15 protein-coding genes are annotated in these 16,923 nt (G+C 36.7%); 11 read left to right on the top strand and 4 right to left on the bottom strand.

Annotated features, from left to right (window positions below; genetic code table 11):
* Nucleotides 1–91: 91 nt before the first annotated feature.
* The 6 genes from AC0L3W_RS01825 to AC0L3W_RS01850 all read left to right on the top strand — a co-directional run bounded on the left by AC0L3W_RS01825 (nucleotide 92) and on the right by AC0L3W_RS01850 (nucleotide 5,280).
* On the top strand, nucleotides 92–877 hold the full coding sequence (locus tag AC0L3W_RS01825) for an HNH endonuclease (protein ID WP_409439809.1): 786 nt from the start codon (nucleotides 92–94) through the stop codon (nucleotides 875–877).
* A gap of 134 nt (nucleotides 878–1,011) precedes the next feature.
* Nucleotides 1,012–1,641, top strand: coding sequence for a LysE family translocator (locus AC0L3W_RS01830; RefSeq protein ID WP_290038720.1), 630 nt, complete (start codon nucleotides 1,012–1,014; stop codon nucleotides 1,639–1,641).
* A gap of 313 nt (nucleotides 1,642–1,954) precedes the next feature.
* A complete protein-coding gene (locus AC0L3W_RS01835) occupies nucleotides 1,955–2,275 on the top strand; it encodes a hypothetical protein (RefSeq protein ID WP_290038716.1) in 321 nt (106 codons plus the stop codon).
* Nucleotides 2,276–2,384: 109 nt separating this feature from the next.
* Entirely contained in the window at nucleotides 2,385–3,233 is an 849-nt protein-coding gene (gene rpoH / locus AC0L3W_RS01840) for an RNA polymerase sigma factor RpoH (protein WP_290038714.1), read from the top strand.
* A gap of 107 nt (nucleotides 3,234–3,340) precedes the next feature.
* On the top strand, nucleotides 3,341–4,186 hold the full coding sequence (locus AC0L3W_RS01845) for a prephenate dehydratase (protein ID WP_290038713.1): 846 nt from the start codon (nucleotides 3,341–3,343) through the stop codon (nucleotides 4,184–4,186).
* A 173-nt stretch (nucleotides 4,187–4,359) separates the two neighbouring features.
* Entirely contained in the window at nucleotides 4,360–5,280 is a 921-nt protein-coding gene (locus tag AC0L3W_RS01850) for a dienelactone hydrolase family protein (protein WP_290038712.1), read from the top strand.
* A 117-nt stretch (nucleotides 5,281–5,397) separates the two neighbouring features.
* Here the strand turns inward: AC0L3W_RS01850 and trmA are convergent, their stop codons facing one another.
* Complete coding sequence (gene trmA / locus AC0L3W_RS01855; RefSeq protein ID WP_409439808.1) at nucleotides 5,398–6,507, bottom strand: tRNA (uridine(54)-C5)-methyltransferase TrmA; 1,110 nt, start codon at nucleotides 6,505–6,507, stop codon at nucleotides 5,398–5,400.
* A gap of 386 nt (nucleotides 6,508–6,893) precedes the next feature.
* Between trmA and murI the strand changes: the two genes are divergently transcribed.
* A complete protein-coding gene (gene murI / locus AC0L3W_RS01860) occupies nucleotides 6,894–7,706 on the top strand; it encodes a glutamate racemase (RefSeq protein WP_409439807.1) in 813 nt (270 codons plus the stop codon).
* A gap of 64 nt (nucleotides 7,707–7,770) precedes the next feature.
* Here the strand turns inward: murI and AC0L3W_RS01865 are convergent, their stop codons facing one another.
* Nucleotides 7,771–8,463 (bottom strand): pseudouridine synthase, encoded by a 693-nt coding sequence (locus AC0L3W_RS01865; RefSeq protein ID WP_290038709.1) that lies wholly within the window; start codon nucleotides 8,461–8,463, stop codon nucleotides 7,771–7,773.
* Between the two features lie 307 nt (nucleotides 8,464–8,770).
* Here AC0L3W_RS01865 and AC0L3W_RS01870 point away from each other — a divergent pair, with 307 nt between their 5' ends.
* From AC0L3W_RS01870 to AC0L3W_RS01885, 4 genes are all read left to right on the top strand, one after another.
* Nucleotides 8,771–10,999, top strand: a complete 2,229-nt coding sequence (locus AC0L3W_RS01870; protein ID WP_290038708.1) for an NADP-dependent isocitrate dehydrogenase — start codon at nucleotides 8,771–8,773, stop codon at nucleotides 10,997–10,999.
* Nucleotides 11,000–11,276: 277 nt separating this feature from the next.
* Nucleotides 11,277–12,671, top strand: coding sequence for an ATP-binding protein (locus AC0L3W_RS01875; protein ID WP_290038707.1), 1,395 nt, complete (start codon nucleotides 11,277–11,279; stop codon nucleotides 12,669–12,671).
* A gap of 18 nt (nucleotides 12,672–12,689) precedes the next feature.
* The gene (locus AC0L3W_RS01880; protein WP_290038706.1) at nucleotides 12,690–13,358 is read left to right on the top strand and encodes a response regulator; all 669 of its coding nucleotides are present in this window, start codon (nucleotides 12,690–12,692) and stop codon (nucleotides 13,356–13,358) included.
* A gap of 209 nt (nucleotides 13,359–13,567) precedes the next feature.
* On the top strand, nucleotides 13,568–15,043 hold the full coding sequence (locus tag AC0L3W_RS01885; RefSeq protein WP_409439806.1) for a hypothetical protein: 1,476 nt from the start codon (nucleotides 13,568–13,570) through the stop codon (nucleotides 15,041–15,043).
* Nucleotides 15,044–15,121: 78 nt separating this feature from the next.
* On the opposite strand, the gene AC0L3W_RS01890 is transcribed toward AC0L3W_RS01885, so the two are convergent.
* Nucleotides 15,122–15,802: a DUF3334 family protein gene (locus AC0L3W_RS01890; RefSeq protein ID WP_409439805.1), complete on the bottom strand. Its 681-nt coding sequence runs from the start codon at nucleotides 15,800–15,802 to the stop codon at nucleotides 15,122–15,124.
* Nucleotides 15,803–15,944: 142 nt separating this feature from the next.
* Complete coding sequence (locus AC0L3W_RS01895) at nucleotides 15,945–16,832, bottom strand: LysR family transcriptional regulator (RefSeq protein WP_409439804.1); 888 nt, start codon at nucleotides 16,830–16,832, stop codon at nucleotides 15,945–15,947.
* Between the last annotated feature and the right edge of the window lie 91 nt (nucleotides 16,833–16,923).

Consider the following 16,923-nt stretch of genomic DNA (forward strand, 5'->3'; position numbering starts at 1 on the left):
TGGTTAATACATTTCAATAATAGCTGTGCTTTCTCGAAAATAGAGTAATTCTACAGTCTCGTTAGATTTTCTCGTAACTTTGGAGCATCACTTGTTTCCCAGACATCATGATTTTAAATTTTGTGCAAGCTACAAGCTTGCAGATGAAATCAGAGCCGCAGTTTTTGATGGTTACTGCGACTCACCTGTAGATATAGCATCAAATTTTGACGTGCAGGTGTTAAAACCAGTTAAGGTATCTCTTTTACACGACTATATAGCCCACTATATAAATCAATATTTCTATTTTTTCCTTATGGATGCTGGGGCTGATGAATGTGCTGGTGACGAAATTATAGGGTGGTGTGAAGAATATAAGTTACCTTTAAAAACCGCTGAACAATATTATGTCAGTGTCGGTATTCCTTGGATTGAAGATGAAACTGATTTATTTGAATACCATACTGAGTATTTATTAGAAGAGGCTTCGAAGCAGCTAACTCCACTAATTCAAACTGAAGTATTCAACTTACTATTTTCTGATCGCTGTTTTCTTATCGAGTTCAATAAAGCAATAGCGGAAGATATAACAATGTTAAAGTTAGCCGATGAACCTAAAATTCTTAAAAAAGATGGAGTTGTTAAACGAGTTACCTACTGGCCTAAATGGTTAGAGCGAGCCTTATTTTGTAGAGAGAAAGGGTTATGTGCAATTTGTAAAACGGACTTAAGTTCCATTTATCATACAGGTGGAAAATTAGCTATTGATCATATGGTCCCTCTAAATCTTGGTGGGGTTAATGATTCCAGTAATTTACAGTTACTGTGCCAAAAATGTAATTTAGAAAAGCTAGGGGATAAGATTGTTACAAGTAACCTTCATCCTACATTTTGGTAATAAAATCTAACAAGGCGCTTAAAACGGAACTAAAACAGTGGGTTAAGTTTCGCTTCGCTTCACATTATAACCCACTGTTTTAGTCCGCTTAGCGCGGCGTTAGCCATTATTATAATTTTAATTGAGGTATTTAAATGGAACTTATACAAGGCTTAATATTAATCTCATCAATTCATTTGCTTGCTGCTGCCTCTCCTGGACCTGATTTTGTCCTAGTTTCACAGCAAACATTATCTAATGGAAAAAAAGCTGGTTTAATGTGTAGTATTGGAATCGCATTAGGGCTTTCTATCCATATAACATATTCTGCATTTGGTTTGGCAACTGTAATTGCTAATTCATCAAGTGCGCTTTGGGCAATTAAGATTTTAGGTGGCGGTTATCTTATTTACCTTGGCATTAAAGGTCTTAAAGCGAAACCAGCGAATATAACTGAATCGACTATAAGCGCTCCTACAAAATATTCGGCGAAGAAAAGTATCGGTGTCGGTTTTCTATGTAATGCTTTAAATCCTAAAGCTCCAATATACTTTGTTTCATTATTTACAGTTGTTTTATCTCCAGACATGCCCGTTTACCAAATAGCTATCTACGGTGCATGGATTATGGTAATTCAATTTGCTTGGTTTTCCTTATTAGTCGGAATATTATCAAGACCTGCAATTAACCTTCGCTTTAAAAAGTATGGTCATTGGATTGATCGTGTTTTAGGTGGAGCAATGGTGGCATTGGGTATAAAAGTCATTGCTACTCGCACAAATTAATGGCTAACAAGAGTTTAAGCGTCAAGTCAGTTTTCTATCTCGCTTTGGGGGCGTTAGCTAGTTTGCTTTCGAAGCTAACTTAGTAGAGATAGTAATTTAATACTAATAAAACTACCAGAAAGAGGCACTTTCTAATATCGTTCTATAAAATAGAATTTGTCACAAACTTTATTAATGTCACAAACTTAATTGAAATTGTCACAAACTTAATTGATATTCATCAACAAGAGATCTGCTTGATCTCTTTTGTTTTGCCTGTAATATGTGATCGAGTTCACATCATTTCATTGTGGACATGGAGCATGGGTGTTTTATGAAAGTTGTTGATATTAAATTGTTACCAGTCTCTTCACCTACTTTTCAAGCGTTAATTCAAGAACAGATGGCGGTTCAAAAAGAGACAAAATTAGTAGATCTAATTGCTGAATGTAAGGAAATATTAGCAATTCGTCTAGATGGAAGATTGATTGCTTATGCAACTTTTGACTTATTTGATGGTCAAATTATGCGAATTAACTCTTTACACTTTAGAGATCTATTTCAGCATCATGTGTTAGCGCAATATTGGCTATCACGTCATGTTAAGCGAAAAATAGCTGATAAGTGTTATTTAAATTTTTTGATAGCTAGCTAACTTTTTTAGGTATTTAAAAGATTTTTCTTTTTATAATGCTACTGTATAATGAATTGTTTTCTGTAAAGAAACGTTTATTACCAAAACTTAAAGTATTCAAAGGTGAATCATGAGTGAAACAATAAATTCGATGAGTCTCGTTCCTCAAGGAAGTATTGGAGCCTATGTTCAATCTGTTAATTCATTTTCTAAGCTCAGTGCTGAAGAAGAGCAAGAGTTAGCAGAACGTCTATTTTACCAAGGTGATTTAGAAGCCGCTAAAAAGCTAGTTATGTCACATCTTCGTTTTGTTGCATACATTGCTAAAAGTTATGCCGGTTACGGTTTAGCACAAGCGGATCTCATTCAGGAAGGTAATGTAGGCTTAATGAAAGCAGTTAAACGCTTTGACCCAACTGTGGGCGTGCGTCTTGTATCTTTTGCTGTGCACTGGATAAAAGCTGAAATTCATGAATACGTTATTCGTAATTGGCGTGTGGTTAAAATTGCCACGACAAAAGCACAACGCAAATTATTCTTTAACCTGCGTAAGTCTAAAAAGCGTTTAGGTTGGTTTAAGCAAGAAGAAGTTGAAGCGGTAGCTGAAGAGTTAAATGTAAGTACAAAAGATGTACTGGAAATGGAATCTCGTTTAAATGCACAGGATCATTCATTTGATTTAAGTGTTAACGATGATGACGATAATAACTTCGCGCCGATGCATTTTCTTGAAGATAAAACAGCAAGTGTTGAAACTCAGATCGAGCAGGAAAATACTGAGTCTCATACTAAGAACAAGTTGTACTCTGCGTTATCGACATTAGATACACGTAGCCAAGACATCTTAAGTTCACGCTGGTTAAGCGAACCTAAAGCGACATTACATGATTTAGCAGACCGTTATGGTATTTCCGCTGAACGTGTGCGCCAATTAGAAGCCAACGCGTTGAAAAAATTAAAAACCAATATGGACTTTTAATTAATCAATTAAAGGTGAGCAACTAGCTCACCTTTTTTATGTCATACTTATCACTTATTTAATATAATCGGTACCATCTTTCCCTTTTCTATTACTCTCGGTATTTTATGCTCACTATTGCAACGCTTGGCCCTAAAGATACATTTTCAGATTTAGCTACGAAGCGATATATTCAAGCGATACAAGCGAAACAATCAGTACAAGCCACTGATATCAAATACTATGGTACCTTGACTCAAACTTTCCAAGCTGTTGGTAAAGAGTGTCAGTTAGGTGTTTTACCTATTGAAAATTTATCGGAAGGTTATGTTCAAGTGGTATTAGATCAACTGTTAGATACTAAGCTATCGGTTATTTCTGAATTATTACTTCCTATTCAGTTTTCTTTTGTTGGTTTTTGTAAGGATATGTCTGAGCTTACAGACCTTTATGTGCAGTTTGTTGCACATGGACAGTGTGCTGAGTTTATTAATGGCTTAGAGGGTGTCAAAATTCATAACACTCAAAGTAATATTGAATCTTTAGTGTTGGCAAAAAAGCACGGCAATAAGGCAGGGGCGATTATTCCTCAACATGCACTTTCTCATGCTGAAGATGCTAATATCATCAATAATGATGTGACTAATTATGCGAATAATCAAACTCGATTTTTAGTGCTCTCCGAAACACCTCAGGCACGTATTGCAGATAAACAATATAAAACGACATTGGTGGTTAATAACAAACAAGACTGTCCTGGTGTGCTGGGTAATATTGTGAGCGCCTTTGCATTACAGAAAGTAAATTTAACCTCAATAATGTCTCGTCCAACTCGTTCTCAAATAGGCAATTATCACTTTTTCATTGATATTGATGGCCACCAAGAAGATAAGCATATTGCAGCAGCCTTAGCTGAAATCCAGTCATCTTATGACGTGACAGTGATAGGTTCTTATATTAAGGCGCTTAATTAAGCGCCATACTTGCCTAGTATTTTCATTGTAAAAGCTAAAATATTCCTCTGTGTTACTCTATTTCCTTATTAATATAATGGTTATTAATTAATTTACACTTGCTCAAAAAATAGTTATGTTTTGAACGATCGTTTCTTTATTTCTAATAAATTTTAAATAATGAGAGTGTTAATATGACTAAATCTACGGAATTAAAATCAGGAACAGAAGAACAAAGTACGGTGCAAATTCCTCAAGAAGCCTTTGATTGGTATGACGAATATGCACATGGTGATATTGATAGACGGACTTTTTTAAGACGTTTAGCTGGCATTGCTGGTGCCGGTGTTACCTTGGCTGCTTTATCGACAGCATTAACACCTAATTATGCATTAGCAGAGCAAGTGTCTTTTAATGATGATGATATTACTGCAACCTATGAAAAGTTTGCATCACCTGATGGACATGGTGAAGGACAAGGTTACTTTGTTACACCAAAAACTGTTAATGGCAAGCTACCCGTCGTTTTAGTTATTCATGAAAATCGTGGTTTAAATCCTTATATTAAAGATGTTGCTCGTCGTTTAGCTAAAGCTGGCTTTATTGCCTTTGCTCCGGATGCTTTATATTCATTAGGCGGTTACCCAGGTAATGATGATGAAGGTAAAGTGATGCAAAAGTCGCTTGATAAAGAGAAAATTGAACAAGATTTTATTGCTGCTGCTAGCTTTCTAAAAACACATCCATTAAGTACTGGTAAACTAGGAGCAGTAGGTTTCTGTTTTGGTGGTTATATTGTAAATATGTTAGCCGCAAAAGTACCTGAAACCCTAGATGCAGGCGTTCCTTTCTACGGTACACCGGCTTCTGCTGAATTAAGAAAAAATATTAAAGCACCGCTAGTTATTCAACTTGCTGAGTTAGATAAAAGGGTTAATGCATTCTGGCCTGAGTATGAAGCTGACTTGAAAAAGTATGGCGTAGATTATGAGATGTTTATGTATGAAAAAGCTAATCATGGCTTCCATAATGATTCGACAGCACGTTATGTACCGACCATGGCTGAATTAGCGTGGAAAAGAAGTATCGACTTCTTTAATGAGCAGTTAACTTAAGTCAGTTCATGTCAGGCTTACTATCCATTACATTTATTTAATATAATGGGGATGACTAAAAAGGGCTGAATAGATCATCTATTCAGCCCTTTTACATGTTCATTCAGTTAGTATTGTTTAATCTTTTCGTTTAACTAAGTACACACCAGCTTCTGTGTGATGTGTATAAGGGAACTGATCAAATAAAGAGAAACGCTTGATATCATGCGTTTGTGTAAAGACTTCTAAATTCGCTTTTAAGGTTTCAGGATTACAGCTTATGTACATAATATTGTCATAGGTTTGCACCATCTTCACCGTCTCATCATCTAATCCAGCACGAGGGGGATCAACAAAAATGGTGTTACATTGGTAACTTGATAAATCAATATTCTTCTCTTTTAAACGATTAAATTCACGCACTCCGTTAATGGCTTGCGTAAATTCCTCGGCAGACATCCGCACGATCGTGACATTGTCGATGTTATTCGCTGCGATGTTGTATTGTGCTGAGTTCACCGAAGGTGTTGATATTTCAGTGGCTAAAACGCGGTCGAAGTTTTTAGCTAAAGCTAAAGAAAAGTTGCCGTTACCACAATATAACTCTAACAAATCACCTTTGCTATTACGTGTACATTCAATGGCCCAATCCAACATCTTTTCAGATATTTTGCCGTTTGGTTGGGTAAAGCTATTCTCAACTTGTTGATAGATTAACTCTTGGCCATCAACCTGAAGCTTTTCAATGACGTAATCGTGGTCAACAATCAGTTTTTGCTTACGCGCGCGGCCAATGAAATTAATCTTAAATTCACCCGATAAACGTTCTTTGAGTGCTTTGATTGCGGTTAACCATTCGTCATCCAGAATTTTATGGTAGAGAAAACTAACCATGATTTCGCCACTCATACTGGATAAGAAGTTCGCTTGGAACAGCTTATAACGAAGAATAGGAGAGACTTTAAGCTCTTCAACTAGTCTAGGCATTAATTGATTGATTAGCTCGCTTGCAGGCGGGAATTGGTCGACACGAATACGTTGGCGTGTCTCTTGATCTGTCATGTAGAAATACAGATCCATATCTTCATGCCAGACACGGAACTGACTGCGCATACGATAATGGGTTTTTGGCGAAGCAAAGCATTCTAATTCAGGTAATTCAAAGGTTGAAAAAAGGCGATTAAATTGTGCTTTTTTAGCGTCTAATTGTGATTCATAATTATCCGGATCAACAAATTCTATGCTCATTTCTACCTCTGTATTCTATTGCTTTTTTGGCGCTATTCTTTCAATAACATATAAATGGATGGGCATTCTAAAGCAGGTGCTTGTACTTGGCTAGGTTATATCATTTTATTTGTTGATTTATCTGATTAAGGGGAGCATCAACACATTCATTAATGGGGGATTTTACATGTTAAAAATAACTTATTTGTTGGTTGCGAGTTTCCTAAAGGCAACAATCATTAAAGAATGAGCCTCTTTTCGTTAGTTCTCCGAGAGGCTATTCGTGATGTTCATTTTTGAAAGGTTCAATCTTCTCTTTTAATTAAATCATTCTCACTACATAAAATTTAGGTCAGTTATTTAATATAATTGGTATAAAATAGTTTTTTTCTCTAGGAAGCTGATTAATGTCTGTAAAACGTGTACTTATATTTGATTCTGGTGTCGGTGGTTTATCTGTTTATGAGCAGATAATTAAAATCAATCCAAGTATTCAATGTCAGTACCTTTTTGATAATGCGTACTTTCCCTACGGCGAGTTAAAGCAAACTCAATTAGTCGCGCGTCTTACTCAATTATTAACTGATTTTTTAGGGCAATACCCAGCTGATCTGATTGTTATTGCTTGTAACTCTGCCAGTACTGTTGCTTTAAAGGCGTTACGCCAACATTTTACTATCCCAATTGTAGGGGTAGTACCAGCCATTAAACCTGCGAGTGCAGTGACTCGTAATAATGTGATTGGTTTGCTTGCTACGCCAGGAACTATCGCCCGTGATTATACACAGCAATTAATTACACAATTTGCCGCAGGTAAAACCGTGTTAAGTATTGGTTCGACTCAGTTAGTTAAACTAGCGGAAGACAAGTTAATGGGGAAAGAGCTTGATCAAAATGAGTTTTTAACTATTTTAGCCCCTTGGTTAAATCAACAAGTCACTATGCCAGATACGCTAGTGTTGGGTTGTACTCACTTCCCACTATTAAAAGCTGAAATACAAAAATGCTTTGAAATGCCGATCAAGTTAGTAGACTCGGGTGAGGCGATTGCCTTAAGAGTGAAGCAGTTATTAGGTGAGGATCAAGAGCCTAAGGTTAGTTGTGCAGAGGAACATTCACATCAAGCTTTTTATACAAAGCATTTTAACAATACAGCGCAGTTATCTGCACTAAGTCATCGCTTTGCCGAATATGGGTTTCGCAGCTTAAACTATTTTTAACTGTACATTATGCGAGCACCTATAAATAAGCCCAAAGCGGCTATTTATAGGTCTCTGTAGACGATTACAGTACTTTGTAAGTGCCGTTATCTAAGTCTTTAATTGTCCAATCGCCGATAGCATAGCGAATAAGTCGTAACGTAGGGAAGCCAATGTTAGCAGTCATTCTACGTACCTGACGATTACGTCCTTCCATAATGGTAATGCTTAACCAAGTTGTTGGAATATTAGCACGTTCGCGGATCGGCGGGTAACGCTCCCAAATTTCAGGGTTATCCATTATTTTTGCTTTAGCTGGTAAAGTTAATCCATCTTTTAAGGTCACTCCTTTACGTAGCTTATCTAAATCAGCTTCAGTAGGTCGACCTTCTACTTGTACCCAGTATATTTTTGCTGTTTTCTTACCGGGTTGAGTGATCTCAGCTTGTAATTGGCCGTCATTGGTTAGTACTAGTAGGCCTTCACTGTCTCTATCTAAGCGTCCCGCTGCATATATATTAGGAATATCAATATAGTCTTTTAATGTTTCACGGATGCTATCAGGGTTGCCTTCATCGGTAAACTGGCTCAATACATCAAATGGCTTGTTAAACAAGACAATCTTTTGCATCGATTTAGGCATTACTTTTTTAGGAACAAAGGTTTTATGCGCCGCTTTTTTTACATTGAAGTGAGTTGGCTTTTTGGTTTGGCGTTTACGTTTATTTTCACCTGTTTTGTTATTGTTACTTTTTTTATTGATGGGAGCTTGAGTCACTTATGTTCCTTAACACAGTTGAAAAAGGTTAAGTATATCAGAATAAAAAATTCACGCAGTGCAGTGATTAAATGGTATGTTTAAGGGTGTCGAATAATCATGTTTTCAGTTGTTTTGTTACTTGTTTGTAACATATACAGTGCATGAATGGTGATCGAGGTCACATTTAAGCCTTTGAGATAAGAGCACTAAACTAGATAATTTTGTTTTTTTCGATATGATATCGGCTTAATTATTTTGTGTAACAAATTGATAACATTTTTAACGCAATTAATTCACTTCATAAATTTTTGTTAAAGGAAATAAAATGACAGATAAATCAGCAAAGATCATCTATACACAAACAGATGAAGCACCTGCGCTTGCAACTCACTCTCTATTACCGATTGTTAATGCCTTCACTAAAGCAGCAAACATTGTTGTAGAAACACGTGACATCTCTTTAGCTGGTCGAATCATTGCTAACTTCTCGGATAAACTGCCAGCAGAACAACAACAAGCTGATGCATTAGCAGAATTAGGTGAGTTAGCTAAAACACCTGAAGCAAATATTATTAAATTACCGAATGTAAGTGCATCGATTCCTCAGTTACAAGCGGCGATTAAAGAACTACAAGAGCATGGTTTTGATTTACCAGCTTACCCTGAAGTAGCTACAACAGACGAAGAGAAAGACACACAAGCGCGTTACGCAAAAGTGTTAGGTAGTGCAGTAAACCCTGTATTACGTGAAGGTAACTCAGACCGTCGTGTTGCTGATGCAGTAAAACAATATGCACAAGACAACCCACATCGTATGGGGAAATGGTCTTCAGAGTCTAAATCACATGTTGCTAACATGTCAGAAGGTGATTTTTACAGCTCAGAACAGTCAGTTGTACTGCAACAAGATGATGATGTGAAAATTGAATTCACTAATGCGGCTGGCGAAACGTCAGTATTAAAAGCATCAACGCCAGTATTAAAAGACGAAGTTATTGACTCATCTCGTATGAGCGCTTCAGCATTACGTGCTTTCTTTGAGCAACAAATGACAGAAGCAAAAGACAACAACATCATGTTATCGCTACACCTTAAAGCGACGATGATGAAAGTATCTGACCCAATTATGTTTGGCCACGCAGTAACCGTTTACTTTAAAGATGTATTTACTAAGTATGCAGACTTATTTAAAGAGTTAGGCGTTGATGAGCGTAATGGTCTTGGTGATGTGTACGCTAAAATTGCTACTTTACCTGCAGATCAAAAAGCAGAAATTGAAGCTGATATTCAAGCGGTTTACACAACACGTCCAAGTCTAGCAATGGTAGATTCAGACAAAGGTATCACAAACTTACACGTACCAAGTGATGTGATTATTGATGCTTCTATGCCTGCTATGGTTCGTTCTAGCGGTCAAATGTGGAATGCAGAAGGCAAACTTGAAGATACTAAAGCATTGATTCCGGATCGTTGTTACGCAGGTATCTACGACGAAACAATTAAGTTCTGTCGTGAAAATGGTGCGTTTGATCCTGCAACAATGGGTAACGTATCTAACGTTGGTCTAATGGCGCAAAAAGCTGAAGAATACGGTTCACATGATAAAACATTCCAAATCACCGAAGCTGGTACTGTAAAAGTGAGTGATTCAGCTGGTAATGTATTGATGTCTCATGATGTTGAGAAAGGTGATATCTGGCGTATGTGTCAAGCGAAAGATATTCCAATTCGTGACTGGGTACGTCTAGCAGTTAGTCGTGCGCAAGCAACAGGCCAACCAGCTATCTTCTGGTTAGATGAAAAACGTGCACACGATAAAAACTTAATCGAGAAAGTAAATACTTACTTGAAAGAACACGATACAACAGGTCTAGATATTCAAATCCTAGCGCCTGTAGATGCATGTAAATACACATTACAACGTGTTAAAGAGGGTAAAAATACTATCTCTGTAACAGGCAACGTATTACGTGATTACTTAACAGATTTATTCCCTATCTTAGAGTTGGGTACAAGTGCAAAAATGCTGTCAATTGTACCACTTCTTGTTGGTGGTGGTTTATTTGAGACAGGTGCTGGTGGTTCAGCGCCTAAGCATGTTCAACAATTTGTTGAAGAAAACCATTTACGCTGGGATTCACTAGGTGAATTCTTAGCATTAGCAGTATCTATTGAAGATATCGCAGCTAAAACAGGTAATGAAAAAGCAGTAGTATTAGCGGAAGCGTTACATGTAGCTAACGGTAAATTCTTAAAAGAAGATAAATCTCCTTCTCGTAAAGTAGGTGAGTTAGATAACCGTGGTAGCCATTTCTACTTAGCTATGTACTGGGCTGAAGCACTAGCGGCACAAACCAAAGATCTTGAACTACAGGCACAATTCAAACCATTAGCTGAGTCACTACTAAGTAATGAAGCGGTGATTGTACAAGAGCTAAATGATGCACAGGGAGTAAAAGTTGATTTAGGTGGTTATTTCCATACTGACCCAGCTAAAGTAACTGCTGCAATGCGCCCAAGTAAAACCTTGAATGCTGCTGTAGATAACATCTAATACACTAAACAACGTTATTTGATGCATTACTATTTTGCATCGCATAAAACCATTAAGTCATGTGCTTGATGGTTTTTTTTTGCCCATTTTTTGAAGCCACTGAGTTTACTATGGGAAAATGAGAACTTTTACAGATAATTAAACTCTGTAATAGACAAAAATAATGGCCGCGTTGATACGCTTTTCTGTTATAGCTATAAAAATGATATTATGTAGGTCCGGCTATAAATTATGCCCATCTTTTGCTTTGTTTACTTTTACTGTTTAAGGGTGCTTGATGCGTCTTACTTTGTTTAAAAAAATTCTGTTTTCTATGCTACTGATCAGTTCTTTGATGGTGGTGGGTATTGCTGGCCTAATCGATGATAGTTTCCAACAGGGTTTACAACGCTATTTAAACCATGGCGAAGAGCGCAAGCTGCGTTTAGTGTCTGAAAATCTATCATCCTATTATTCTGAAGATAAAGGCTGGGATGAATTAACCCCTGAAGTCGCAGAGTTTATTCTTGGGCGTATCTTTGCTCGGCCTTCTGAAGGGGAGCATGAACCTCAAAAATCACGATCTAGATATGTTAGTCGTTTATTGAAACGTATTACTGTGTTTGATACCAATTGGACTCCATTGTGGAACAAGAATATTGCCATCGGTGATGATGAATTAATTAAAGTACCGATTAAGTACAATCAAAAAATAGTAGGCTGGGTAGCGACCAAGAAGCGTGACATTACCCCGGGTGCTTTAGAGAGCAGTTTTCATCAACAGCAAAAGTACAACTTAATGTGGATTGTATTGTGGGTGACATTGATCTCCTTTGTGCTTTCATGGTTGTTAGTGCGTCATTTATTAACGCCTTTGAAGCGTTTGGAAGATGCAACAAGCTCAATACAGGAAGGGGATTATCAAACTCAAATAGAGATAGATGGTGAAGATGAATTAGCTGCATTATCGATGCGTTTTAATGAGTTGAGCCAAAGTTTATTGGTGCAAAAAGAAACAAGAGAGCAGTGGTTAGCTGATATTTCACATGAGTTGCGTACACCTATTTCTGTTTTAAAAAGTGAGATCGAAGCGTTACAAGATGGCATTCGTAAACCAGAGCCTAAATATATTGACTCTTTGCATTACCAGGTGCAGAACTTAAATAAACTGGTTAACGATCTCTATCAGTTGTCTTTATCCGATGCAGGAATGCAATTTGACTTAAGCGAATCAGTCAATATTAAGAAATTAATAGAAAATAATTGCTTACAATATCAATTGCGTTTTCAAGAGAAAAAAATTCAGCTACAACATTATTTTCAAGAAAGTGCTGTTAATGTCATCACAGGAGACAGCAAAGCCTTGACCCAATTGTTTTCTAATTTATTCGAGAACAGTTTACGTTACACCGATGGTCCTGGCATTTTAAATGTACAAGTTACTCAAGATAAAAAGATCATGCAAATTCGTATTGAAGATAGTGCACCTGGTGTACCAGATGCTGCATTACCTAAACTATTTGAACGTTTATTTAGGGTTGATGAATCGCGAAGTCGTTTAAGTGGTGGTTCAGGCTTAGGATTATCTATTTGCCAAACAATTGTTAAAGCACACCATGGCAAAATGTTGGCAAGTCATTCGGAGTTAGGTGGCTTAGCAATCACCATTCATTTACCTATCGCATCTCATTAATTTTTTAGAGGAAGTGTTATGTCACAACGAATTTTAATTGTGGAAGATGAAGAGTCCTTAGCACAAGTGCTAAGCGAGTATCTCAGTTTATCGGGCTTTGTGACCGATGTAATTAATGACGGTAGTCAGGCCATTGAGTGGTTAAAAAACAATGCTATTGATCTGTTGATATTAGATCTTATGTTACCGGGTAAAAATGGTTTAGATATCTATCGTGAATTACGAGCCTTTAGTGATGTTCCTGTCGTGATGGCAACGGCACGAGTGGATGAGATAGATCGCCTTATTGGTTTAGAGCTAGGTGCTGACGACTATATTTGTAAGCCTTATAGCCCTCGAGAAGTGGTTGTACGAGTAAAGAATATACTAAGGCGTGCTAGCGACGATAAAAAAGCCTTTGAGCAAATTTTAAGTATCAATGAGTCAACGATGCAAGTATTGGTGAAAGGGCAAGAGGTAAGCTTAACTCGCGCTGAGTTTCGCCTTCTTGCTCATTTTCATCAACACAAAGATCAAGTGTTTAGCCGTGAACAATTAATGTCGCAAATCTATTCTGATAATCGGGTAGTAACAGATAGAACCATTGATAGTCATATTAAGAACCTTCGTCGTAAAATACAAAATGTCGATGCCGAGGTCGATTGTATTCAATCAATTTACGGCGTGGGTTATAAGTTCGCACTCTAGTTACTATATCTGGGTGTCTGCTGCTTAGTGCCGGCACCTACTATTACTAGAACTGGCCTCCTTTAATTATACCGCTACAAAAATCTCTTAAAAATATTCAGAAAAACGCTAACTCCTTAATTTATCCATATTTCCTGCACATTGATTATCTATAGTCTCTACATCGGCTCAGAGCAGAGCCATTCTTACTAAAGTAAAAAGAGGTTTATATGAAAAAGTTATTTATGTTAAGCAGTGTTGCATTAATCGTTTCAAGTTCTCTAACAATGGCTGCGGTTAATAAAGTTGCAAATAACGACTTCGCAAGTTTTGACAGCGACAACAATGGTGAAATTAGCCAGTTAGAAGCTACAGGCAAATTAGCAAAGTATTTTGATAAAGTGGATACAGATGCAAACGGTTCAATTTCAAAAGCAGAGTTCGATAATATTAAGCAAATGAAAAAAGATCGTAAGCAACCTAATTTTGCTGATTTTGATACTAATAATGATGGTGAAATTACAAAAGCTGAATTTGAGTCTGCAAAACCAATGCACAGAGGAAAGCAACCTAATAAGCCTGAGTTTGCTCAAGTAGATACAAATAAAGACGGTGTGATTACTAAAGATGAAGCAAAAGGTGGTTTAGCGAAACACTTTGATAAAATTGATAGCGATGCAAATGGTTCATTATCAACGACTGAATATAACGCCATGGAAAACATGCGTAAAGGTGGAAACCATCAATTAGATTTCTCTGATGTGGATGTAAACAATGATAATGCTATCTCTAAAAGTGAAGCTAAAGGCATGTTACTAAAACATTTTGATAAAGTAGACAGTGATGATAATGGTTCAATTTCTGAAGCTGAATTTGCAAAAATCCAAGAGATGCATAAGGGCAAAGGTAAAGGTCATAAAAAAGCTAACTTTGAGAAAATGGATAGCAACAGTGATGGTGTGATCAGTAAAGATGAAGCAAAAGGCCGTTTAGCGGAAAACTTCGATAAAATTGATGCTGATAACAGTGGTGATATCACTAAAACTGAATTAAAAGCAGCGCTTGATATGCACAAAGGTAAAGGTCATAAAAAACCAAGCTTTGAGAAAATGGATAGCAACAGTGATGGTGTGATCAGTAAAGATGAAGCAAAAGGCCGTTTAGCGGAAAACTTCGATAAAATTGATGCTGATAACAGCGGCGATATCACTAAACAAGAGCTAAAAGCTGCCTCTAAAATGCACAAGGGTAAAGGTCATAAGCAACCTAGCTTTGATAAAATAGATGCAAATAACGATGGTGCTATTACTAAAGATGAAGCAAAAGGGCGTTTACTAAAAGGATTTGATAAAGTCGATACAGACTCTGATGGTAAAATTACATCAGCAGAATTCGAGCTAGTTAAAAAAATGCATAAAGGTAAAGGTCATCCCAAAGCAAGCTTTGAGAAATTTGATACAAATAACGACGGTGCAATCACTAAAGATGAAGCCAAAGGGCGTTTATTAAAAGGTTTTGATAAGTTAGATAGCAATGCTGATGGTAAAATCACACAACAAGAAATTGATGCAAAAGTTATCATGAAGCATAAAGGTAAAAAGCGCCCAACATTTGAAATGTTAGATGCAAATGGCGACGGTAAAATAACAAGTGTTGAGTTTGATAATTTTCTACAACATAAAGATGAGATGAAAAAAGCGCAATAAACTGTTTTTTCTCCTTCACTAATATCAAAATGATAATGCCCAAAGAGTTGACTCTTTGGGCATTTTTTAGGTGAAAAATTAAAGTCCCAATTCCGCTAATAAATCTTCATCTGCGGTTGGCTTCTTAGCATGAGTTTCAGTTGTTTTTACTGAGTTATCTGGTTTTTCATCAAATAACGCATCGATATCAAACTTTTCACGCTCTTCAAAGTTAGGAAGCTTAATGAACTCCGTTTTATCCATAGCAAGCTCAAGGTAGAAGATATTATTGTTGGCTGTTGTAAATGTCACACGACGCGCTTGTGGGCGATCTAAGTTGGTATCGATGGATAATAAAACTTGTTTATTGATGGTCAGCATTTTCGGTTGGTTTTGGGTAATGGAAGTATGCAATTCATGGCCAATAACACCAGTAAAATCACCCACCATTTGATTCATTAACTCTCCCATTACATCACTCACTTCATCAGCTGTATGTGTGGTTGCTAGCTCATCTTTTGGCAGCCCCATGTTGATCATGTAATTGGTATATAACTCTAGCGCAGCTGCAGCATTGAAGTTTAAAATAACTAAGCCAGAGAATCCTCCATCAAATAATACAAAACAGCCAATATCTGGTTTCAAGCATGTTTTGTTGATTTTTTGTACCATACCTGAATAGTTAACTGAGTGCCCTGTTGCGCTACTTAACACGGATTTCATGGAGTTACATAACACTAATAAGATATCGTCAGTGGTAATGGTTTTGGTTCTAGCCATAGCGGTTTTTTGTCCCTAAAAAAATAATATCATTTAAATTATTAACAGAGCATAGGCTATTATTCAAATATGGGTAGTTATAATTGTTATTTCTTTATAAAACATCGATTTATATCTAGTTTAATATGATTGTTATCATTTTTTACTCAGGCAAAGACCATTGTCGGCAATAGTCAATGAACTCTTTTAGGATTGGGCTTTGATACTTCTCTTTATGCCAGACCAGGTATAAATCACGAGACATATCAATATCAATAGGTAAGGTGACTACGCGTTTATCATTGAGGGCATGACGAGCTGCGGTTTTAGACATACAGGCGACACCTAGACCTGAGGCACAACAGTTGATGATCGCTTCTGTACTTGTTAATTCAAAAGCAATATCTAGATCTGTTAAGTGTTGGCCTATATGATCAATAAAAAAATGTCGTGAACCTGAGCCCTTTTCTCGTAATATCCAATGTTGATCATGTAAATCATTAATGGTCACTACTTTATGGCTCATTAATGGATGTTCAGGGTGAGCTACAATGACCATTTCATCTTTAAGCCATCGTTCTACATGTAATTGCTTATCAATGAGTAAACCTTCAACCAGTGCAATATCTAACTCATAATCAATCAATTGGTTGCCAATACTTGTGCTGTTATCAATACACATAAATTGATCTTGATGAGTGCTTACTTGCCTGAATTGAGACAATAAAATGGGTAATAGATGGTTACCTACTGTGTTGCTGGAGCCAATGCGTAATTTTCCTTGGAAATTATGACTATTAAATAGGCTAATAATCGCCTTACTACGCTCTAATTGTTCATCGGCTAATGGCAGTAATGCTTTGCCCATTTCATTGATTAATAAGCGGTTATTTTTACGTTCAAATAATTTATGTCCAAGCTGCTTTTCCAGCTCCGCTAATGCCATGCTTACCGCAGGTTTACTCAAGAATAATTTATCTGCGGCTGTAGTCAGGGTCTTTTCTTGGGTAATCGTGATAAAAACATGTAATTGTTTCAGCGTGATATTCATAATCAACTCATCGTTTTGGTTAACTTAACATTATGTTTAATAGTGTAAGTTATTCTTAATGAGTTTGCAGTGACAGATTAATGATTAACGT

The organism is Psychromonas sp. KJ10-5 (assembly GCF_055808325.1).